The 20,823-nt window shown below is 42.8% G+C and carries 23 protein-coding genes; 1 reads left to right on the top strand and 22 read right to left on the bottom strand.

The genetic code is table 11. The features are described 5' to 3' along the window. Window positions 1–15 precede the first annotated feature (15 nt). The 19 genes from BQ7344_RS02445 to cysK all read right to left on the bottom strand — a co-directional run bounded on the left by BQ7344_RS02445 (window position 16) and on the right by cysK (window position 16,942). On the bottom strand, window positions 16–327 hold the full coding sequence (locus BQ7344_RS02445; protein WP_072521281.1) for a 4Fe-4S dicluster domain-containing protein: 312 nt from the start codon (window positions 325–327) through the stop codon (window positions 16–18). After that, complete coding sequence (locus BQ7344_RS02450; RefSeq protein WP_072521282.1) at window positions 308–2,002, bottom strand: adenylyl-sulfate reductase subunit alpha; 1,695 nt, start codon at window positions 2,000–2,002, stop codon at window positions 308–310. The genes BQ7344_RS02445 and BQ7344_RS02450 overlap by 20 nt, the downstream gene beginning before the upstream one ends. A gap of 18 nt (window positions 2,003–2,020) precedes the next feature. After that, window positions 2,021–2,440 (bottom strand): M67 family metallopeptidase, encoded by a 420-nt coding sequence (locus tag BQ7344_RS02455; protein ID WP_072521283.1) that lies wholly within the window; start codon window positions 2,438–2,440, stop codon window positions 2,021–2,023. A 519-nt stretch (window positions 2,441–2,959) separates the two neighbouring features. Then, complete coding sequence (locus tag BQ7344_RS02460) at window positions 2,960–3,766, bottom strand: HesA/MoeB/ThiF family protein (protein ID WP_072521284.1); 807 nt, start codon at window positions 3,764–3,766, stop codon at window positions 2,960–2,962. Further along, a complete protein-coding gene (gene thiS, locus BQ7344_RS02465) occupies window positions 3,766–3,975 on the bottom strand; it encodes a sulfur carrier protein ThiS (protein WP_072521285.1) in 210 nt (69 codons plus the stop codon). The genes BQ7344_RS02460 and thiS overlap by 1 nt, the downstream gene beginning before the upstream one ends. Before the next feature lie 356 nt (window positions 3,976–4,331). Beyond that, window positions 4,332–4,649, bottom strand: a complete 318-nt coding sequence (trxA, locus tag BQ7344_RS02470) for a thioredoxin (protein ID WP_072521286.1) — start codon at window positions 4,647–4,649, stop codon at window positions 4,332–4,334. 1 nt (window position 4,650) lies between these two features. Continuing rightward, window positions 4,651–4,899, bottom strand: a complete 249-nt coding sequence (locus BQ7344_RS02475) for a sulfurtransferase TusA family protein (protein WP_015542534.1) — start codon at window positions 4,897–4,899, stop codon at window positions 4,651–4,653. Next, complete coding sequence (locus tag BQ7344_RS02480) at window positions 4,892–5,755, bottom strand: 4Fe-4S binding protein (protein ID WP_072521288.1); 864 nt, start codon at window positions 5,753–5,755, stop codon at window positions 4,892–4,894. The genes BQ7344_RS02475 and BQ7344_RS02480 overlap by 8 nt, the downstream gene beginning before the upstream one ends. Beyond that, a complete protein-coding gene (locus BQ7344_RS02485; RefSeq protein ID WP_072521289.1) occupies window positions 5,742–6,995 on the bottom strand; it encodes an O-acetylhomoserine aminocarboxypropyltransferase/cysteine synthase family protein in 1,254 nt (417 codons plus the stop codon). The genes BQ7344_RS02480 and BQ7344_RS02485 overlap by 14 nt, the downstream gene beginning before the upstream one ends. 208 nt (window positions 6,996–7,203) lie before the next feature. Beyond that, window positions 7,204–7,635: an RrF2 family transcriptional regulator gene (locus BQ7344_RS02490; protein ID WP_072521290.1), complete on the bottom strand. Its 432-nt coding sequence runs from the start codon at window positions 7,633–7,635 to the stop codon at window positions 7,204–7,206. 60 nt (window positions 7,636–7,695) lie between these two features. Beyond that, window positions 7,696–8,754 carry a sulfate/molybdate ABC transporter ATP-binding protein gene (locus BQ7344_RS02495; RefSeq protein WP_072521291.1) on the bottom strand — a complete coding sequence of 353 codons (1,059 nt, stop codon included), beginning with the start codon at window positions 8,752–8,754 and terminating at the stop codon, window positions 7,696–7,698. After that, window positions 8,754–9,578, bottom strand: a complete 825-nt coding sequence (gene cysW, locus BQ7344_RS02500; protein WP_072521292.1) for a sulfate ABC transporter permease subunit CysW — start codon at window positions 9,576–9,578, stop codon at window positions 8,754–8,756. Before cysW ends, BQ7344_RS02495 begins: the two co-directional genes overlap by 1 nt. After that, entirely contained in the window at window positions 9,578–10,414 is an 837-nt protein-coding gene (gene cysT / locus BQ7344_RS02505; RefSeq protein WP_072521293.1) for a sulfate ABC transporter permease subunit CysT, read from the bottom strand. Before cysT ends, cysW begins: the two co-directional genes overlap by 1 nt. A 19-nt stretch (window positions 10,415–10,433) precedes the next feature. After that, window positions 10,434–11,456, bottom strand: a complete 1,023-nt coding sequence (locus BQ7344_RS02510; RefSeq protein WP_072521294.1) for a sulfate ABC transporter substrate-binding protein — start codon at window positions 11,454–11,456, stop codon at window positions 10,434–10,436. A 179-nt stretch (window positions 11,457–11,635) separates the two neighbouring features. Then, a complete protein-coding gene (locus BQ7344_RS02515) occupies window positions 11,636–12,787 on the bottom strand; it encodes a PP-loop family protein (protein WP_072521295.1) in 1,152 nt (383 codons plus the stop codon). Window positions 12,788–12,858: 71 nt separating this feature from the next. Then, a complete protein-coding gene (locus tag BQ7344_RS02520) occupies window positions 12,859–13,935 on the bottom strand; it encodes a LacI family DNA-binding transcriptional regulator (protein WP_072521296.1) in 1,077 nt (358 codons plus the stop codon). Between the two features lie 91 nt (window positions 13,936–14,026). Next, window positions 14,027–14,470: an RrF2 family transcriptional regulator gene (locus tag BQ7344_RS02525; RefSeq protein ID WP_072521297.1), complete on the bottom strand. Its 444-nt coding sequence runs from the start codon at window positions 14,468–14,470 to the stop codon at window positions 14,027–14,029. Beyond that, window positions 14,471–15,781 carry an O-acetylhomoserine aminocarboxypropyltransferase/cysteine synthase family protein gene (locus tag BQ7344_RS02530; RefSeq protein WP_072521298.1) on the bottom strand — a complete coding sequence of 437 codons (1,311 nt, stop codon included), beginning with the start codon at window positions 15,779–15,781 and terminating at the stop codon, window positions 14,471–14,473. Window positions 15,782–16,009: 228 nt separating this feature from the next. After that, the gene (gene cysK / locus BQ7344_RS02535) at window positions 16,010–16,942 is read right to left on the bottom strand and encodes a cysteine synthase A (protein WP_072523327.1); all 933 of its coding nucleotides are present in this window, start codon (window positions 16,940–16,942) and stop codon (window positions 16,010–16,012) included. A 182-nt stretch (window positions 16,943–17,124) separates the two neighbouring features. On the opposite strand from cysK, the gene BQ7344_RS02540 reads away from it, so the two are divergent. After that, window positions 17,125–17,922, top strand: a complete 798-nt coding sequence (locus BQ7344_RS02540; protein WP_072521299.1) for a sirohydrochlorin cobaltochelatase — start codon at window positions 17,125–17,127, stop codon at window positions 17,920–17,922. An 83-nt stretch (window positions 17,923–18,005) separates the two neighbouring features. Here BQ7344_RS02540 and BQ7344_RS02545 read toward each other — a convergent pair whose 3' ends face one another. The 3 genes from BQ7344_RS02545 to BQ7344_RS02555 are packed head-to-tail and all read right to left on the bottom strand — an operon-like array spanning window position 18,006 to window position 20,691. Next, a complete protein-coding gene (locus BQ7344_RS02545) occupies window positions 18,006–19,190 on the bottom strand; it encodes an MFS transporter (protein WP_072521300.1) in 1,185 nt (394 codons plus the stop codon). Window positions 19,191–19,221: 31 nt separating this feature from the next. Then, on the bottom strand, window positions 19,222–20,151 hold the full coding sequence (gene pfkB / locus BQ7344_RS02550; RefSeq protein ID WP_072521301.1) for a 1-phosphofructokinase: 930 nt from the start codon (window positions 20,149–20,151) through the stop codon (window positions 19,222–19,224). A gap of 18 nt (window positions 20,152–20,169) precedes the next feature. Then, entirely contained in the window at window positions 20,170–20,691 is a 522-nt protein-coding gene (locus tag BQ7344_RS02555; protein ID WP_072521302.1) for a hypothetical protein, read from the bottom strand. Window positions 20,692–20,823: the final 132 nt, after the last annotated feature.

A 20,823-nucleotide genomic window follows, 5' to 3' on the forward strand; every position in this document is an offset into this window, starting at 1 on the left:
ATTTGGTCTCCTGTCTTAATATTTATTGGAATTTCTCCGGTCAACACTGATCACAAGTTCGCTGCCGTCTGCTCTGGTGATATTCCAGTTGAGAAGATCACCTTTTTGTGTGACATTCATTGTTCCACCCATGCCGCCGATGTCTGCACCAAGATAGAATTCAATGGCTCCTGCCCTGCATTCTTTTACGCAGGAAACACAGCCCCAGCAATTCTTCGGGTATTTCATGACTGCCTTTTTATCTATGATCTGAATGAGGGTGCCTGGACATACTTCCTGACATTTTCCGCAGCCGATACAGCGGTCTTTACGAATTTGTATGCTCATAAGTATCCCCCTTTATCAGATCCCGGAACAGAATATGGAGCTTGCCGTCTTCCATTCTGGAATTTACATATTTTTCAAATTTTTCATCTGTCTCCGGATGATCAAGATTTTCGTTAAATGAATGCCAGCGTGTTTCTTTTCTGTTTTTGAGATGTTCGATCAGAACCTGACAGACAAGAAGTCTTTCTTTTAACTCGTAAGCAAAAAGGAGCTCATGCATATCCTCTGCCCCGATCTGCTCTGCCAGTTCACTTAAACGCGCGATTTTTTCTTCTGCAAGTTTTAACTGTTTTTCATTAAACTGATAATTGCTTGCGATTCCGCCTGCATATTCGTCCATAACTTTCTGCATGGCTTCTTCCAGATCATCAATTGTAAATAATCCGTTCTGTGTACTGCGGATTTTTTCGTAATCTTTCAAAATCACCTGTGCCTGTTTTTCGATTGTGGACGTTGTTTCATCAGAATCACTTTTCAGCTGTTCGATGATTGCAAAAGAGGCAATCTTGCCCTCAGCCAGAGCACCAGTTACATATTTCTGCGGACATCCGCCAGCAACATCACCGGCCGCATACAGTCCGTGAATGGTCGTTTTTCTCTTTGTATCTACCCAGAAACCACTTGCCGTATGACCACCTACAATATATGGCTCTGTTCCCTGAATCTCTACGTCCTGTTCACTCGGCATTTTGCCGTTTTCAATCCATTTAAGGGTCTGGCTCGGTGCCATGTTCAGATATGCTTTCAGAAGATCCCGATCCTGCTCGGACGTGATACCGGAAGTCTGAAGATAACACGGACCATGTCCCAGCTGGTTTTCTCTGACTGTTCCATAAACTCTCTGGCTGGTTGTCAGGCCATAGATATGCTCGTAAACTTCGCCTTTTGAATTAACCTGCTTTGCCTGTACACCCTGCGCAATGGTTCCGGTCGGAGCAATTGTATCTTTGCATCTCAGTGCAATAAAACGCATCTCAAAGGTTGTCATCTCTGCACCGGAACGGATTCCCATCGCATATCCGGCTCCTGTGTTAAAAGGAGGATACCACATTTTATGTCTGGAAAATCCCGGGTTGTTTGGTTTATAAATGCCTGCAGCGCCACCTGTTGCGATCAGGACTGCCTTTGCATGAATCACATAGGCTGTTTCTTCCATAATGGAAAAACCGACTGCGCCATAAACACTTCCGTTTTCTGTAAGAAGATCTGTAATATTTACGTAATTTAGAACGTCTACATTTTTGCTTTTGTATACAGCATCTGCAAGAAGTGGTTTGAAGTTCTCGCCATTGATCTTAATGTTGCGGTTACCTCTCGCCACATAGTCTCCGTTTTCATCTTTGAGAATTACAAGACCGAGGCTTTCCATGTCTGCTGTTACATTGTTAAATTCTTCGGCTGCCGTCAGAAGCAGGTCATTTCTGACGATGCCTGCTGCATCTTTTGTTGCGTAGTCTACATAATCCTGAGGTTTACGTCCTTTGACGATATATGCATTGATGGCGTTAACACCAGCTGCCAGACAGCCGCTTCGTTTGATATTTGCTTTCTCTGCTACCAGAACAGAAGCATCTGAATTTCTGCTGATTGTAAGTGCCGCGTAACAGCCTGCGGTACCGCCGCCGATAATCAGGACATCTGTATCTATCTGTTTTACCTGTAAGGATTTGCTCATGGTTCTTTCTTCCTGACTTTATTCTGTAATCTCGATTTCGTGGATCGTAACGTTTTTTTCTTTGTCGATTTCAAATGCTTTCAGCACCGGATTTCCTTCCTCCATAAGGGAAAGGATAAGATATTCGATGGTCGGATCAAATGCCAGTCGTTTGTCTTCCTCTGACGGACGGGAAGGGGATTCAGGATGGGAATGGAAGTTCCCTATGATTTTATATCCGTTTGCTCTGGCATCTTTGAGTGCTTTAAGCTGTTCTTTCGGATCCATGGAGAAGTGTTCTATGCTGGCATCTACGTTTGTGAGGAGATAGACTTTTGTGACGGTGATCTCCTCATCTTCTTTGGTTCCTGCGAGGAGGCCGCATGACTCGTTCGGGAGGCCGGCAGTACAGTGTTCCAGGATGGTGGTGTAATCGGATTTTTTCAAATATAGTTTCATAATAAAACTCCTCGATGTTGTCAAGTTACGTGTGTGCAATAATCAATTCAACGAAGATACGCTTTCGCTGCCCTCGACTGGCAGCAGTACATAAGTGACCAGAATACGGTCACTAAGTACTGGCCGTCTCAGAGCATCTTCTTATGAATTATTATTCACACACTGTTTCTCGAAATATGTTCGTCGTACAATTGTCGTGTGGGCCGCAGTAATAGTTACGTTCATAATTGCAAACCAGCAAGTATCTGTATTTAAGAATTTCTATAAGTACTTCTGCAATATACAAATATAAGCCTTTTCTTTCCGGTACATGACATATGTCAGGCTGCGTTACGTCCTGTCTGCAATTTCCAGTGTGTGGATAATTATTTCGTGAGAAGACGCTCTGAGACGGCCGGTACTTAGGGATTGTTTTTTAATCCCTTAGTATCCGCTGCCAGTCGAAGGCAGCGAGAGCGTGTCTTCGATGAAATACTTATCCAACACACGTAGTCCTCGCATTTTCCCACTATCGCAGCATTACATATGCATGTCACATTCCGCCTGCTCGTAGTCGATCAGTTTTGTGATGGTCGGGTGATCGCCGCATACCGGGCAGTCATGGTTCTTAGGAAGTTTGATCGTACGGAAAGTCATTGTCAGTGCATCATAAGTAAGAAGTCTGCCTGTCAGGAGATCTCCTTTTCCGATGATGTATTTCACTGCTTCCATTGCCTGTAGGCTTCCGATGACTCCGCCCATGGCTCCGATAACTCCGGCCTGCTTACAGGTCGGCACTGCATCCTTCGGCGGCGGATCCTTAAATACGCATCTGTAACATGGTCCTTCTCCCGGCACATACGTCATAAGCTGACCTTTGAAACGAATGATTCCTGCATGGGAGAATGGCTTCTGTGCCATGACACATGCATCATTGATAAGGAATTTTGCCGGGAAGTTATCTGTTCCGTCGATGATGAAATCATAATCCTTGATGATGTCCATGATATTTTCTGATGTGATAAACTTACGGTATGTATTAACTTTGACATCCGGGTTGATTGCCTGCATGGTTTCTTTTGCAGATTTTACTTTCGCCTTGCCAAGGTCTGCCGTTGTATGGATGACCTGTCTCTGAAGATTGGAAAGATCAACTTCATCGGCATCTGCAATTCCAATGGTTCCAACTCCGGCTGCTGCCAGATACATAGCTGCCGGTGCTCCAAGTCCGCCTGCGCCAATGATCAGTACACTGGAATTCAGAAGCTTCTTCTGTCCCTTCGCACCAACCTCTTTGAGGATGATGTGGCGGGAATAGCGCTCTAACTGTTCGTTTGTAAATGCCATTATCTTGCGCCTCCTCCCATGAAGTACAGAAATTCAACTTCATCACCATCTTTAACTTCTGTAGATTCGAAAGCACCACTTTCTATAAATTCGTCATTGATTGTTACGGTAACATACTGTGGTGTCTCTACGTCTTCTTTTTCAATCAGTTCCTTTACGGTAAGTCCTTCCGGGTATTCCTTCTTCTCTCCTTCAACTTTAATAAACATATCTCTTATCTCCTTTTATACTCAAAATTTGTGAAATTGGTTGTCAGATCATCTTCTTGTGAAAATGTTTATGAATCCCCTGAATATCCCCAACAAGTTCTTAAATAATTTTACAGCTTTGACAAGAATAATTAACCGTTTCACAGGAATTTCTCAACCATTGTCGTGCTTCCCGCCGGCAGGCTGGCTACCCACCGTCTTGATAATTTCCAGTGTGCGGATAAATATTTCGGGAGAAGATGCTCTGAGACGGCCAGTACTTAGAAACCGTATTTTGGTTTCTTACGTACTGCTGCCAGTCGAAGGCAGCGAGAGCGTATCTTCGATGAAATATTTATCTGACACATGTAAACTTATCAAACGTATTTTTCAAACAACTCTTCTATTTCTTCCTGTTCTTTCAGTCCTACAGTCTTTCCTTTTGCTTCTCCGTTTACGAAGCAGATCACTGTCGGAACTGACATGACTTTGTATTTCTCAGCCAGTTCTTTGTCATAATTCACATTTACTTTGTAGATGTAAATATTATCTTCATTCTCGTCTTCAATGTCTCCGAGGATTCCTGCCATCTGTTTGCACGGGATGCAGCTATCAGAATAGAAATCCACAAGAACCGGCTTGTCTGCTTTTAACACCTTTTCTTCAAAGTTCTCTGCATTGATTCTGAGTGCCATATCATTCATCCTCTACTTTCTTAACGATCAGGGTAAATGTATCATCCCCGTTGTCAGTGAGTTTCAGAATCTGATGTCCTTCTTCTTTAATGCTTCGCGGTACATTCTGTACCGGTTCTCCGTTATTCATACGGACTGCAAGGATCTGTCCATCGTCCAGTTCCTCAAGTGCAACCTTTGCTTTTACAAATGTTACCGGGCAGACAACATCTGTAATATCTACAGTATCATCAATCTTATAATCAGCCATCATAAGCTCCTTTCAGTACTTCGTACAGTTTTTCTTCTCCAACTCTGTCAATTGTAAATTTGAATCGCTCTCCTGCATTTGCATGATCTGCAAAAAACTGAATTGCCGCATCTGTCACACGGAAAAGCTGTTCTTCGGATGTTATCAGCGGAAGGAATTCTCTTCCTTTACTGATATGGTTTCCAAAAGTACCGCCAAATGATACAAGAAATGCTTTATTTACGTCCCATGCATCAACCGGGCAAGATTTTGCGCAACGTCCACAGTAATTACATAGCTGAGTGTCGATTACGAGCTTGCCATCCTGAAAAGTAACTGCTTCTTCCCTGCAGGCTTTTTCACAGACACCACAGTGAATACAGGTATCCTCTTTCCAGCTGATCTGTGCAGCGCCCTTGATTCCTACATCATTTTCTTCAGCTTTGAGGCAGTTGTTCTGACAGCCTGTTACACCAAATTTGAATTTATGCGGAAGCTCACGTCCGAAATATCTTTCATTTAATTTAACAGCTATATCATAACTGTTGATATTTCCACTCGGACAGACTGCATTTCCCTGACATGCTGTCACTGTTCGAACGCGTGGTCCGCAGACACCCGGGCGACATCCGCCCTTAGCAAGATCTACTGTCACATCATCAATATCATCTAATTTAATAAAAGGAATCTCTACACCCTGTCTGGATGTCAGATGTACGTAGCCATCTCCGTATTTCTCTGCAACCTCTGCAATTTTTTTGAGGTTTTCAGCGGTAAGTGCACCACCGACGCAGGCAAGTCTCAGGGAAAAATTGTTTTTCTGTTTCTGACGCATAAAGCCGCCTTTTTTTAATGTTGCGTAATCAACTTTCGCCATTTTTGTCCTCTCCTTCTATTACTCTTCTGAAATCTTCTTTTAAATCTTCAATATCTTCTATTCCCACACTGATTCGAATCATATCATCATATACACCGGAAAGTTCTTTTTCTTCCTGTGTCAGATGTGCCGCAATTGTGCTGGATGGATGTATCGCAAGTGTTTTCGTATCTCCTATATTTGATACCAGCCATGGGATCCTCAGTTCATTCAGGATTCGGAAAGCACGTTCTCTGCTTCCTGCTCTTAATGTAATGATTGCTCCGTACCCACCATGGAACTGTTGTGCCGCAATCTTATGATATGGATGTTCCGAAAGACCGGGATAGGAAACAGTAATTCCATGACCAAGTTCTTTCAAAAACTCCGCCAGCTCCATGGCGTTACTACAGTGGCGCTGCATTCGAAGTCCAAGTGTTTCAAGTCCGAGTGTATTCAAAAATGCATTCTGCGGTGCCAGACAGGCGCCCATACTTCGAAATAAACCGTTTCGCAGTTTTGCAAGATATGCAAATGGACCGAACTTCTTAAATTCTGCCATACCCGGAAATTTCTCTGCATTCCATTTGAAACCGCCGCCGCTGATCAAAATTCCACTGATTGCATCACTGCTCCCGTTTATATATTTTGAGGAGGAATGAATCACGATGTCAGCTCCAAGCTTTAACGGATTGATCAGATATGGGGTTGCAACTGTATTATCTACCAGAAACGGAACCCCATACTTATGTGCAATTTCCGCCACTCCCTGAATATCCGTTACATCCAGTTTCGGATTGCCAATTGTTTCTGCAAAAACAGCTTTGGTCTGAGGTGTAATCTCCGTTTCAAAAGCCTGTGGTGTATTCTCTCGTACATAAGTTGTCGTAATCCCGTAAGCTTTCAGTTCATCCAGAAGTTCTACTGTGCCGCCGTACAATCCTGCCGCTGCAACTACATGATCACCATTTTGCAGGATATTCATAAGAGCCATAGTCAATGCCGCCATTCCTGACGCGCATGCCACACTTCCTATTCCACCCTCAAGCTTCGTCATTCGTTTCTCAAAAGCTTCAACTGTCGGATTGTTGATTCTTGTATATGAATATCCGGCCCGTTTATTTGCAAAAATCTTTTCGAGTTCCTCTGCTGTATCGTGACGGAATGCACTGGACTGGTAGACCGGAACCTGTGTCGCGCCAAAAGGATTTGTCTCCTCTGTCCCATGAAGCAAAGTTGTATTAAAACCGTATTCTTTCATTCCTGTGCTCCCTTATATCCTTTCTTTTTGTTGCTATTACTATATACCCATAAACATACCATGTCAATATGTATTATATGTTTTTTCCAGTTTTTCCTTTTTCAGGATAACACAAACATTAAAAAACAGGACCAGATCAGTTCAATGACAAATCTGTCCTGTTTTACTTCTTTTACGGACTCGTTATACTTGCAAAATTCGTCCTGTCTCAGATTACATAATCACCCATATCTGCATTTTGTTCAAGCAGATCTTCCAGTGTGATTCCGTCAAAATATTCATTGATCAACTTGTAAAAATTTTCCCACATCTGTAATGTCTTGCAGGATGATGCTCTCTCGCACTGATTCGGATGATCATCAAGACATGCTACCGGTGCCATTGAGCCTTCTGTAATTCTTAAAATACTGCCGATCGTATATTCTGCCGGAGTTTTGGCCAGACGATATCCGCCTCCTTTTCCGCGTAATGCCTTTACAAACTTCTGTTTACTCAGTACAGATACAATGGATTCCAGATACTTTTCTGAAATCTCCTGTCTTCTCGCAATGTCCATTAATGGAATATATTCTCCATTGTTATGCTCTGCAAGATCCAGCATAACACGAAGTGCATAACGTCCTCTTGTTGATATTTTCATGTAAATCCCTCCATATATACCTATTATACTACAAGGTTATAGGGAAAACAAGTAATATCGTCAAATCACAAGATAATCTTCTCTTGCTGAACGGTTTTCCAACGCATAAACTTTGTTTTCTTTTATAACAAAAATGCGCTGTACAAAAACGTCTACTGTCTCCCCTGTATGTACAAGCGTTTCATCCAGTCCCCTTCGCGCGCTCAACTGAATATCTCCTACTTTCAGTCCCAGTTCAAAATAACTGCCGCGGAAGGCGACACGTTCTACCACCGCTTCTGATGCAGAACTTTTGTATTTCTGCACTTCATTTTTTCTGGTCACTTTGACAAATTCCGGACGGACGATTGCATGCTCTGCTCCGGCAATATCTTCAAAATAGTTGAAAATGTGATAATCCTTCACAATTGCTGCCTGACCAAAGAAAGATGCGCTGAAAGCAGTTTCCGGGCGCTGATATACTTCCACCGGACTTCCCTTCTGCTCAATGTGACCTTTGTTTGTAATAATGATCTCATCTGCAACTTCAATCGCCTCATCCTGGTCATGTGTGACAAAGATACTGGTGATACCGAGTTTTTCAATCATGTCTTTCAGCCATGTCCTAAGTTCCTGTCGAATTTTTGCATCAATAGCGGCAAATGGTTCATCCAGAAGCAAAAGCTGCGGATTAGGCGCCAGCGCCCTTGCAAAAGCAACCCTCTGTCTCTGACCACCGGACAGTTGGCTCGGATATCTTTTTTCCAGTCCTTTAAGGCCGATCAGTTCTATCAGCTCCGTTACTCTTTTTTTGATATAAGTTTTGTCAGCTTTCTGTACTTTCAGGCCAAATGCTATATTGTCATAAACAGTCATATAACGAAACAGCGCGTAGCTCTGGAATACAAAACCGATGCCGCGCTCACTTGCCGGAATGTTATTTACTACTTTTCCGTCGATGACGATCTTTCCGCTGTCCGGCTGTTCCAATCCGGCAATCATACGCAGGATCGTTGTTTTTCCGCTTCCACTTGGTCCTAAAAGTCCGATCAGTTTTCCTTTCTCAATTCCGAAGGAAACATGATCCGATGCTTTATAATCTCCAAAAGTCTTATTGATGTCTTTTAATTCCACGTACATTATGCTTCCTCCTTTTTGCCCCGGTGCTCCATGATGCTTCGTATAATCAGAAGAATCACCGCCATAATCACAAGAATTGACGATACTGCGAATGCCGGCACATACTGAAATTCATTAAATAAAATTTCCACATGCAGTGGCAGCGTATTTGTCAGACCTCTGAGGTGCCCGGATAATACCGATACGGCACCGAATTCTCCCATTGCCCTTGCTGTACATAAAACTATTCCGTACAGAAGCGCCCATTTGATATGTGGAAATGTGATTTTTGAAAAAATAGTCCAGCCTTTCGCTCCCATCAGTGCTGCTGCTTCTTCCTCATCTGTCCCGATGGATTCCAGCACCGGAAGAAGTTCACGGAAAACAAATGGAAACGTCACAAATACTGTGGCAAGAATAATTCCCGGCACTGCAAATACAATCTGAATCCCGGCTTTTTGCAGATACGGATACAAAATACTCTGTTTTCCGAATACGAGCAGATAAATCAGACCAGCGATGATTGGAGAAACAGTAACCGGTACATCGATCAGTGTTGTCAGGATTTTTTTCCCTTTAAACTGAAATCTCGTCACTGCCCATGCCGCACACAATCCGAAAAAGGTATTACAGAGCACAGCGATCACTGTTGCCTTTAAGGTCAGCATCAGTGCATCAATCGTATAAGAATCTGTCACAGCTTCGACATAAATCTGCCAGCCTTTTTTTAATGTTTCCGTAACAACAACAAACAACGGCAGCACCAGCATCACGAAAAGAAAGAGGACGCTGATTCCAATCAGCAGATATTTTACTGCTTTTGATTCTGTTTTATTATTTTCCATCAGATGGCTCCTCCTCTCAATCTTTTTGAATTACGTGCCTGCATCAGATTCATCAGAAATAAGATTAAAAACGATGCAATGAGCATGACCAGTGCAATGGATGTTGCACTCTGGTAATCAAATTCCTGCAGTTCCGACATGATGATCAGTGGTGTGATTTCTGTTTCATACGGTCGGTTTCCTGCAATAAACACAACGCTTCCGTATTCTCCGAGGCAGCGCCCGAATGCAAGCCCTGTTCCGGTCAGAAGCGGAGGCAGAAGTTCCGGAAGAATTACTCTTCGAAAAATCAGCCCCGGTTTTGCACCCATGACACGTGCTGCTTCTTCATAAGAACCATCCAGTTTTTCAAGCACAGGCTGTACTGCCCTTGCTACAAACGGAATTCCTACAAAAATCAATGCAAATGTAATACCCAGTTTGGTATAAGCGATCTTGATACCGAATTTTGCAAAAAAACTTCCGATCAGTCCCTGGTCTGCTGTAAGAGATGTGAGCGAAATGCCTGCTACTGCTGTCGGCAGTGCAAAAGGAAGCTCTATCATCCCATCCATGATCCGTTTGCCAGGAAATTCATAACGCACCAGCACCCAGGCAAGAATCAGTCCCATCACAGCGTTGACCAGTGATGCACCAAGTGCTGTGATAAAACTTACGTAAAAGCTGGACAATACTCTTTTTCTTGTGATTACTTCGAAAAACTCTTTCAGTCCAAGCTGTGAAGAATATACTACAAGTGATGCCAGCGGAATCAGGACTATGATACTCAGCATCGTGATCGTCACACCCATTGTCAGTCCGAATCCGGGAATCACTCTTTTTTTACTTTTTTTCATAATATCCGCTCCTCATCTTTTAGTTGCCGTAAATTCTGTCAAATACTCCGCCGTCTGCAAAATGTTTCTGCTGAACTTCCTGCCATCCTCCGAAATCATCGATGGTCTTCAATTCCATGCTGAGGTCAAAAACATCTTTATATTCGTTTAAGATCTGTTTATTTACCGGGCGATAATAATTCTGTGCGGCAATGCGCTGTGCCTCATCAGAATACAGATAATTCAGATATTCTCTTGAAACCTCTTCCGTACCACGGTTTTCTGCCACTTCGTCAACAACTGCTACAGACGGCTGTGCAAGTACACTGATGCTCGGATTCACAATTTCAAACTCATCCGGATCATCTGTCACAGAGAGAAAAGCTTCATTTTCCCATGCAATCAGGACATCTCCCTGTCCATTTTCTACAAAGGAGGTTGTTGCACTTCTTGCACCGGAATCCAGCACAAGAACATTCTGATATAAATTTTTGATAAAATTTTCCATTTGCGCTTCATCACCATCGTATTGTTTCTGTGCATATGCCCATGCCGCAAGGTAATTCCAGCGGGCACCACCGGAAGTTTTTGGATTTGGGGTAATGACATCCACATCATCCCGAATCAGGTCATTCCAGTCCTGAATGTTTTTCGGATTACCTTTTCTTACAAGAAATACGATCGTTGATGTATAAGGTGCGCTGTCATCAGGAAGTTCCTCTTTCCATCTGTCTCTGATCATCCCTGAATTTTCGATTGCATCGATATCATATTCAAGGGCCAGTGTCACAACATCTGCCTGAAGTCCATTGATCACTTCAAGTGCCTGTTTGCCGGAACCTCCATGTGACTGGATGACATCGACATCCTGTCCTGTTTTTTCTTTCCAGTGTTCTTTGAATATTTTATTATAGGATTCATACAGTTCTCTTGTCGGATCATAAGAAACATTAATAATATGTACATTCGTTCCTGCTCCGGCATCGTAGGAACAGATGCCGGCAAATCCGGCGATTCCAAGAACTGCTGCCAGACAGAGGTTTCGAAATTTCTTTTTCTTCATTTGTGCCACTCCCTGTAGATTATTATAACATATGCAAATGATATGTTTTATGTTAATGGCATTATATACCAATAAACATATCTTTTAAATATGTTTATTAGAAAACGTTTGCACAGCTTGAAATTTCAGAAAAAAACAGCCGCTGTCATTTCGACAGCAGCTGCTCAATATTCCTGTATTTATTTCACATCATCATAGGTATCAAGGAAATTATGTCGTACCCCATCCTGCTTATATCCAATAACGGTGTTGAGGTTGACATTCTCCACACTTCGAAAAATATTATATTCAATAACCGGATCTTTCTGGGCAAGTTCATGGATCAGTTCTTTAATCTCAGCCCTCTTTGAACCTTTTTCTGTACCGCCGCAGGATGCACAGTGCTCTGTAAAGCGGCATGCACACTGGATAAAATGCAGGTCATTATAATTTGCCCAGTGAATGATATCCGCCTCACGGATTAAGTACAGGGGGCGGATCAGCTCCATACCCTCAAAGTTTGTACTGTGAAGTTTCGGCATCATGGTCTGCACCTGTGCGCCATAAAGCATTCCCATAAGAATCGTCTCGATCACATCATCATAATGATGACCAAGCGCAATTTTGTTACATCCAAGTTCTTTTGCCTTACTATAAAGATATCCCCTTCTCATACGTGCGCAGAGATAGCACGGAGACTGCTCCTCAGAGGCTACAATATTGAAAATGTCTGATTCAAACACTGTAATCGGCACATTTAGAATCTTTGCATTATCTTTGATAGTCTGGTAGTTTATTTCATTATAACCCGGATTCATCACAAGAAAAACAACTTCGAAATTTTTCTTTCCATGACGGGAAAGCTCCTGAAAAAGCTTTGCCATCAGCATGGAATCCTTGCCTCCGGAAATACAGACCGCAATCTTGTCTCCATCCTGTACCAGTTCATATTCCCGGATTGCCTTTGTAAAACGTCTCCAGATCGGTTTACGAAATTTCTTGATAATACTACGTTCAATATCCTTTGTACGCTGCTCTGCTTCATTGTGATTTGCCATCAATCTGCCGAGTTTGAGCTTCAGCCATGCACGATAGCCGTTTTTGACACTGTAGATCTCATATCCCTGTTCCGTCAGTTCTTCCGCGATCTCCTCACTCTTCTGCCCGGTATAACAAACCAGATAGACCGGACAGTCCCTGCGAATCTCATCCATATGCTCTTCAAGCTCTTCCCAGTATATATTGACTGCACCCGGATAAGTCTCTTTTTCAAAGTCAGCCTTATCACGGATATCTATTACCTGTTTTTCCCTTGTATCCTTTTCTAATTCTTCAATCGTTCTTATACACATATCAATCTTCCTTTATCTTTTCACATATTCCCCGGCTGTAATGTTACTGTTCATTCCGTTCACAGTAACTACTATATACAGTAATCACTCCAGAAACTTTCCGAAACATGTGAACAGCTGTTTCTCACAAGAAGTTTTCCTGACAGTTCCATCCTCACAACACCACTGTGTCCGCCCTTCATCCGGTCCAGAAGAAGATACAGCGCAAAACGTCCCATTTCCTCTTTCGGAAGGCCAACAGTTGTCAGCATCGGTTTCGTATACTGTGCCTCTTCAATATCATCACTCGCTATTATCGACGGAGTAAAATAGAGATTTCTGCATCGCCGCAGACATTTTAGCATTCCCACAGCTGTAATATCATTCGCACAGTAAATTCCGGTTGGACAGTCTTCAGATTTCAGAAGTTTCTCCATTGCCTCAAAACCTTCAATCTCGGTCTGGTTCGACTCTACAACATATTCCGGTATCACATCCAGATGGTTCTGCTTCAATGTATCCAGATATCCGTTATAACGGTCTTCATTCCTGCATCCACCCACATAACCGATATTACGATGTCCCAGTGAGATCAGATGCTCTACTGCCATCGCGGCAATCTTTTTGCCGTCGCAAAGGACCTCATCTACTTCATAATTCGTTGAATTTCGGTTTACTGAAACCACGCTCCGGTATTTCTGATTCAGTTTTTTCAGGGCAAGCGGATTACATCGCCCGATAATGATCAGACCATCCTTTTTTTCTTCTGTCTCAGTATACATGCCCTGAATGATCTGGTCAAGATTTTCTCTCCGGCATTTTCGGTCATCTGAAAAGAACGGTTTGTACCACACCTTTGAAAGGATACAGTTCTGTCCATGAATTTCACTTTCTATAATATGAAGAAGCTCTGTAAAAAAAGGATCCGTTCTGGACTCATCTGTTCTAGTCATCAGAACATGAATATGCCAGATTTTGCTTTCTTTTGCCTGTGTTCCTTTTTTGAGGTTACGTGCCGCTTCATTTGGGACATAATTCAACTCCATTGCAATGGACCAAACTTTTTCTCTGAGACCCGGTACGGAACATCTGTAATCGGGCTTATTCAGGATACGGGAAACAGTTGATACCGATACTCCTGCTTTTTCTGCGATTTTTTTAATTGACATGTGTATTTCCTCTTTCTGCCAGACATACGCTGCGTATATAAGAATAACCGGAAGCCAAAGCGACAAAGCCGCCTGAAACCTCCGGTCATATTCAGATATAGTACATTTCCTGTTTTTCATAATGATCGGCATAATATCCGGTCATCTGTGCCAAAGTAAGATTTGACAGAATCTGATCAAGCTCCTGATTGACGGAATCCACCACCAGTTTCTGAATCGTATCGGAGATTCCTTTGTAACTGTTTTCCGCCAGAACATCCTCATCTTCGAGATGATAGCTTCCCTCCAGGGCTTCTACCACGGATGCAACAGTGATCTCGTCAGCATCTTTTGCCAGATTGTATCCTCCCTGCGAGCCTTTGACACTTTTTACGATACCCGTCCTTCGAAACGAGGCAAATATGTGTTCCAGAAACTGTAAAGAAATGTCATTTCTCTCAGCAATGGTTTTCAGGGCTACCGGTGTGGTGGACGGCTGTGCTGCCAGATCCACCAACGCAGTGAGACCATATCTGGTTTTTTTACAGAATTTCAATTACTGAATTGCCTTGAAAGCTTCATCCAGATCCTGAATGATATCATCGATATTTTCCGTTCCGATAGAGAGACGGATAGTGTTCGGTTTGATACCCTGATCCAGAAGTTCTTCCTCTGTGCACTGGCTGTGGGTGGTGGTTGCCGGATGGATAACCAGTGATTTAACATCCGCTACGTTTGCAAGCAGTGAAAACAGTTCCAGATTGTCGATGAAATCTTTGGCTGTCTGTGCATCTCCCTTAATTTCGAATGTGAAGATAGATCCACCGCCATTCGGGAAGTATTTTGCATACAGTGCTTTCTGGCTCTCATCATCTGTTACAGACGGATGATGTACTTTTTCAACCTGCGGATGATTGTTGAGGTACTGAACAACTTTCAGTGCGTTCTCTACATGACGCTCTACACGAAGAGACAGTGTTTCCAGTCCCTGGAGGAAGATAAAGGAGCTTACAGGAGAGATCGTTGCACCTGTGTCACGAAGAAGGATTGCACGAATCTTTGTAACAAACGCTGCCGGTCCGCATGCTTTTGTGAAGCTGATTCCATGGTAGCTCGGGTTTGGCTCTGTCAGGGACGGGAATTTACCGGAAGCTTCCCAGTCGAATTTACCGCCTTCTATGATTACACCACCGATAGTTGTTCCGTGTCCACCGATAAACTTGGTTGCTGAATGAACAACGATATCTGCACCGTACTCAATCGGTCTTACAAGGTAAGGTGTTGCAAATGTATTATCTACAACAAGCGGAATCTGATGTCTGTGTGCGATTTCTGCGCATGCTTCAACATCAACTACATCAGAGTTCGGGTTTCCAAGAGTCTCGATATAAAGTGCTTTTGTGTTGTCCTGAATTGCATTTTCTACTTCTTCAAGATTGAAGATATCAACAAATGTTGTTGTGATTCCGTATGCCGGAAGTGTATGCTCCAGAAGGTTTGTTGTTCCACCGTAGATATTCTTTGCTGCTACAATATGATCCCCGTTCTGTGCAAGGTTTTCGATTGTGTAAGTGATTGCTGCTGCACCGGAAGCTACTGCAAGTGCTGCGCTGCCACCTTCAAGAGCTGCGATTCTCTTTTCGAATACATCTTCTGTCGGGTTTGTCAGACGTCCGTAGATGTTACCTGCATCTGCAAGTCCGAAACGTGCTGCTGCATGGTCGCAGTTACGGAATACATATGAAGATGTCTGATAGATTGGAACAGCTCTTGCATCAGTAACCGGATCCGGCTGTTCCTGTCCTACATGAAGCTGAAGTGTTTCGAATTTAAATTTTCTATTTTCTCTTGTAATTTTTTCACCCATGGATCTAATCCTCTTTTCTGTTTTTTAGTAACTGTTCAGTACCTTCACAGTTACGAGTCAAAATGCATTCCAAATCACCTTCGGTGATGGCATTTTGCCTTATATGTCTCGGGATTTTGGCAAAAAATATGCCAAAACGCCTCGCGGGATACTACCTTCTGAATAGTTACGTTTTTTATTATTATTTATGTCCGCTATATATACATTATGAAATGCTGCGCAGCAAGATTACTCTGTAAACAATGCTGTTGAATAATATCTGTCACCTGTATCCGGAAGAAGAGCTACGATTGTTTTACCTTTGTTTTCCGGACGTTTTGCCTGCTCGATTGCTGCATAGAGAGTCGCACCTGAGGAAATACCAACCAGGACACCTTCTTTCTTTGCAAGAAGTTTCGCTGTTGTAAAGCATACTTCGTTATCGATCGGCATAATCTCATCATAAACCTGTGTATTCAGCACTTCCGGAACAAATCCTGCACCGATGCCCTGAATCTTATGTGGTCCGCCTTTTCCTTCGGAAAGTACCGGAGAAGTTGCCGGCTCCACTGCTACGATCTTGACATTCGGATTTTTCTCTTTCAGGTATTCACCTGTTCCGGTAAGTGTTCCGCCTGTACCAACACCTGCAATAAAGATATCTACCTTACCGTCTGTATCATTCCAGATCTCAGGACCTGTGGTAGCTTTATGTGCTGCCGGGTTTGCAGGGTTTACAAACTGTCCAGGAATAAAACTGTTCGGAATCTCTTTTGCAAGTTCATCTGCTTTTGCGATAGCACCTTTCATTCCCTTGGCACCTTCTGTAAGAACCAGCTCTGCTCCGTATGCTTTCAGGATATTTCTACGTTCGATACTCATTGTCTCAGGCATTGTAAGAATGATTCTGTATCCTTTCGCTGCTGCGATGGATGCGAGTCCGATACCTGTATTTCCGGAAGTAGGCTCGATGATTACGGAACCTTCTTTCAGAAGTCCTTTTGCTTCTGCATCTTCGATCATAGCTTTTGCAATTCTGTCCTTAACGCTTCCTGCCGGATTGAAGTACTCAAGCTTTACAAGTACTGTTGCTTCCAGTCCAAGCTCTTTCTCTATATTTGTTACTTCTACCAGTGGAGTGTTGCCGATCAGTCCAAGGGTTCCTTTATAAATGTTTGCCATAATAGTTACCACCTTTCCCTGTATTTTCATCTTGTTTTATTAACATACCTCTTTGATATGTTTAGTATGTTATTCTATTTTTAATAAATTGTCAATAGGTTTTGGAAAAAAATTGAACTTTTTTCGATGCTATAGTATAATCCTGATTACGCGAAAATTTATTTTAGGAGAATACATTTATTATGGAACATCAATCCCCAAAAGCAATTCTGGTTGTCAGCTTCGGCACCAGTTATGAAGCTTCACGAAAAGCAACGATAGAAATAATCGAACAGGATATTGCAGATGCATTTCCTGATCACAGAATCTATCATGCATGGACCAGTAAATTTATCATCTCTATTCTGAAAAAAAGAGACAGTATTTCCATTCCTACTGTGTGTGAAGCAATGGAACAGATGATTCATGATGGCATTCGGTCACTCATCGTTCAACCCACACATATTCTGGATGGCATTGAAAACAACGTTATGAAAGAGGCAGTTCTTTCTTATAAAGATTCTTTTGATCAGATTGTTTTCGGTGCTCCACTTCTTGCCACTTCAGAGGACGAAACACGTGCGATTGCAGCTGTAACTTCTGAATTTAAAAACTTAAAAGAAACGGACGCTCTTGTCCTTATGGGACATGGCACCACTCATCAGATAAATACTGCTTATGCAGAACTTGACCGGCATTTCAAATCACTTGGACATTCCAATGTCTTTATCGGAACAGTCGAGGCCGATCCGACTATTCATAATCTTGTGAAGGAAGTAACTGCCTTCCATCCAACCGGTATTTATCTGACACCTTTTATGATCGTTGCAGGAGATCACGCACATAATGACATGGCAGGAGATGCTCCGGATTCATGGGTCAGTCAGTTTAGCTCTGCCGGCTTTGAAGTATGTCCCGTCCTGAAAGGCCTCGGTGAGTACCCAGGCATACGTGCGCTCTTTGTAGAACATGTAAAAGAAGCAATCTCTGCACTTTATTAATTATCAGTACACAAAAAGGTCCGGATTCCGAATATATCAGATGATCCAGACCTTTTTCTGTCTTTTTCTAATTTGATTCAATTTCAGGTATCCTGCCGACTCTTTTTGCAGATCTGTATTCCCGCCAGAAGCAGAATCGGAAATACGATTGCAGCAAAAATTCCCATTCGCAGATTATTTCCAAGATTACTTGAAACAAATCCTGCCAGTGTCGGACCTCCGGAGCATCCAAGATCCCCCGCCAGCGCAAGCAGTGCAAACATTGCTGTACCGCCGCCCCGTATCGATGCCGATGCAATACTGAATGTACCCGGCCACATAATTCCTACAGAAAATCCACAGATTGCACAGCCCAACAGACTGAGCAGAGGATTCGGTACAAAAGAAATACAAAGATAGGAAATCACACAAAGTATACTACTGTATGTCATGAATCTCTTCAAATCGATTTTTTCACCGTATTTACCATAAAGAAGCCTTGCCAGCCCCATCAAAAAAGCAAATGACATCGGACCTGCGAGATCTCCCACAGTTTTACTTACTTTCAGGCCCTCTTCCGCAAAAGTAGATGCCCACTGGCTGACAGCCTGTTCACTGGCTCCTGCACAGGTCATCATCAGCATTACCACCCAGAAAATCTTTTTACCAAAAAGTTCACGGATCGTAAGCCCTTTCTCACCCTCTTCATGCAGCGAATAGATTGGTGAAAACAGAAAGACGATTCCATTCAGCACCGGAATAACTGCCCAGATACGTGCAAGGATCTTCCAGTTTTCAATTCCCATCGTACTGAAAAAAATAGTTGAAATCAGTACTACTCCGACATGTCCCCAACAATAAAACGAATGCAGAAGGCTCATTGCTTTTTCTTTATTATCTGTCGGACATGCCTCTATGATCGGACTGATCAATACTTCAAGCAAGCCTCCACCTACTGCATAAATGGCAACAGCAATCAGGATTCCGGCAAAAGGATCTGCTGTAAGCTCCGGAAGCAATGTCAATGCCAAAAGGCCGACTGCTGAACAAATATGCGCGATCGTCACCGATGCTTTGTATCCGATTCGGTCTACAAATCCTGCAGACAAAAGATCGATCAGAAGCTGGATTATAAAGTTGATCGTGATCAGAAGTGTAATCTTTGACAGCGGAATCTGGTATGTCTTCTGAAACGTTACAAATAATAATGGTACAAAGTTATTGACGATTGCCTGCACAATATATCCTACAAAACAGGCATACATCGTTCTTTTATAAGATGTTTTCATTATTTCTCCATTTGTTTTAAATCTCTTTCTGTCATAACATCTGCATCCTGACTTCCGGCATCAGTTGTTCTATCAGCGCGCTGTCCGGTGGTTTCGTACCGACAGTTATTACAGCACCTGCTGACACAGCCATGCAAAGTCTTACCATTTCTTTTTCAGAAAGCTTTCTGTCATGGGCATATGCCAGTGCAGCCACCATTGCATCTCCGGCACCAACTGTGGAATGTGCTTTCACTGGCAAAGCAGGACAGTTTATCTTATAGTTTTCTCCTGCAAAAACAGCTCCGTCTTTTCCCATAGAAACTGCCACTGTCTGTATTCCTTTTTCGTGGAAGTTTTCTGCGGTTTCAATAATTTCGTAAACAGTCAGAACGTGATCTGTGCCAGTGTATTCTTCAAGTTCCGATCGATTTGGTTTTATTATATCCGGAACTGCCTTTAATGCCAGCCGAAACAATTCTCCATCTGCATCCAAAAGAACTTTGCCGCCCTTTTTATGGACACATTCTGTAATCTCTGCATAGATAGTTTTTCTGACTCCGCCTGGAACACTTCCCGCAAGAACGACCAGTGTCTCATTGTCTGTATACGTACAGATTTTCTGAATCAGTGCTTCTGTCTGATTTTCCGTAATTGCCGGTCCCGGTTCATTGAGTTCAGTCACACCTCCGACACAGTCAAAAATTTTTGTGTTGGTTCTCGTATCTCCATCCACATAGATAAAATCATGACGGATATTCCGGGCATTTAATACATTTTCGATTGTCTTGCCGGTATTTCCTCCAAGGAACCCCATAGCAAGACTTTCCCCTCCAAGCGCATGGATCGTTTTGGAAACATTAATTCCCTTGCCGCCGGCATCATACTCGATCCGCCGGATACGATTCAGAGCGTATGGCTGAAATTTGTCAACCTCCACCGTCTTGTCGATTGCCGGATTCATTGTTACTGTTATAATCATTTTTTACTCCTGTAACTTTTAGCAGCGATTTCTTTTGTTTACGAAATAATTAAGGATTCCGCCTCCGACAATGATCACCATTGCCACTGCTACGACACGTTTGGCCGCCTCCTGCGGAAGCTGACTCTTAGATCCGATAGAATCTGAATAAAAAGTCAGATTATAGTCGATCTCATGTGGTGCTCCCATTGCAGTGGTATCTGCGATTACAGGCATTGCCTCATCCATGGAAAGCACCGGAATCTCAAAGACGGAATTCATTCCTTCTTCATTTGTCGGAAGATATTTCTCTCCATCCACGATCATGTAATCATAATTGGAACTGCTCCACTGAATCTGGGCATATGCCTTCCCGTCTTCTACCGTAAGGATCGTCGGGGAAGTTACACTTGCCTTACCACTTCCACCTTCAAGATCTACCTGTATGGAATATTCCCCGTCCTCTTTATCGACTGACATTACATCCGCCTGACATACACCGGAAAAAGCTACAATCCCTGTAAATGCCGCCGCAAGCAGCCAGGTAATTTTTTTCTTCATAATTTATTACTCCATTTTCTCATTTTCTCACCTAATATAACACAGCAAATCTTACATTGCAAACACTATACACTTCTAGTATAATAAAAAGAATGTGATTTAAATTAATCTTAAAATTATCAGGAGGATTTG

The sequence above is a fragment of the Blautia sp. Marseille-P3087 genome, from assembly GCF_900120195.1.
In the GTDB taxonomy this organism is placed as follows: domain Bacteria; phylum Bacillota; class Clostridia; order Lachnospirales; family Lachnospiraceae; genus Blautia_A.

Bases quoted from the DNA above. Each gene is read 5' to 3' on its own strand.
- BQ7344_RS02445 (WP_072521281.1), bottom strand. From the start codon at position 327: ATGAGCATACAAATTCGTAAAGACCGCTGTATCGGCTGCGGAAAATGT.
- BQ7344_RS02450 (WP_072521282.1), bottom strand. From the start codon at position 2,002: ATGAGCAAATCCTTACAGGTAAAACAGATAGATACAGATGTCCTGATT.
- BQ7344_RS02455 (WP_072521283.1), bottom strand. From the start codon at position 2,440: ATGAAACTATATTTGAAAAAATCCGATTACACCACCATCCTGGAACAC.
- BQ7344_RS02460 (WP_072521284.1), bottom strand. From the start codon at position 3,766: ATGGCATTTACAAACGAACAGTTAGAGCGCTATTCCCGCCACATCATC.
- thiS (WP_072521285.1), bottom strand. From the start codon at position 3,975: ATGTTTATTAAAGTTGAAGGAGAGAAGAAGGAATACCCGGAAGGACTT.
- trxA (WP_072521286.1), bottom strand. From the start codon at position 4,649: ATGGCACTCAGAATCAATGCAGAGAACTTTGAAGAAAAGGTGTTAAAA.
- BQ7344_RS02475 (WP_015542534.1), bottom strand. From the start codon at position 4,899: ATGGCTGATTATAAGATTGATGATACTGTAGATATTACAGATGTTGTC.
- BQ7344_RS02480 (WP_072521288.1), bottom strand. From the start codon at position 5,755: ATGGCGAAAGTTGATTACGCAACATTAAAAAAAGGCGGCTTTATGCGT.
- BQ7344_RS02485 (WP_072521289.1), bottom strand. From the start codon at position 6,995: ATGAAAGAATACGGTTTTAATACAACTTTGCTTCATGGGACAGAGGAG.
- BQ7344_RS02490 (WP_072521290.1), bottom strand. From the start codon at position 7,635: ATGAAAATATCAACAAGAGGACGTTATGCACTTCGTGTTATGCTGGAT.
- BQ7344_RS02495 (WP_072521291.1), bottom strand. From the start codon at position 8,754: ATGTACGTGGAATTAAAAGACATCAATAAGACTTTTGGAGATTATAAA.
- cysW (WP_072521292.1), bottom strand. From the start codon at position 9,578: ATGGAAAATAATAAAACAGAATCAAAAGCAGTAAAATATCTGCTGATT.
- cysT (WP_072521293.1), bottom strand. From the start codon at position 10,414: ATGAAAAAAAGTAAAAAAAGAGTGATTCCCGGATTCGGACTGACAATG.
- BQ7344_RS02510 (WP_072521294.1), bottom strand. From the start codon at position 11,456: ATGAAGAAAAAGAAATTTCGAAACCTCTGTCTGGCAGCAGTTCTTGGA.
- BQ7344_RS02515 (WP_072521295.1), bottom strand. From the start codon at position 12,787: ATGTGTATAAGAACGATTGAAGAATTAGAAAAGGATACAAGGGAAAAA.
- BQ7344_RS02520 (WP_072521296.1), bottom strand. From the start codon at position 13,935: ATGTCAATTAAAAAAATCGCAGAAAAAGCAGGAGTATCGGTATCAACT.
- BQ7344_RS02530 (WP_072521298.1), bottom strand. From the start codon at position 15,781: ATGGGTGAAAAAATTACAAGAGAAAATAGAAAATTTAAATTCGAAACA.
- cysK (WP_072523327.1), bottom strand. From the start codon at position 16,942: ATGGCAAACATTTATAAAGGAACCCTTGGACTGATCGGCAACACTCCA.
- BQ7344_RS02540 (WP_072521299.1), top strand. From the start codon at position 17,125: ATGGAACATCAATCCCCAAAAGCAATTCTGGTTGTCAGCTTCGGCACC.
- BQ7344_RS02545 (WP_072521300.1), bottom strand. From the start codon at position 19,190: ATGAAAACATCTTATAAAAGAACGATGTATGCCTGTTTTGTAGGATAT.
- pfkB (WP_072521301.1), bottom strand. From the start codon at position 20,151: ATGATTATAACAGTAACAATGAATCCGGCAATCGACAAGACGGTGGAG.
- BQ7344_RS02555 (WP_072521302.1), bottom strand. From the start codon at position 20,691: ATGAAGAAAAAAATTACCTGGCTGCTTGCGGCGGCATTTACAGGGATT.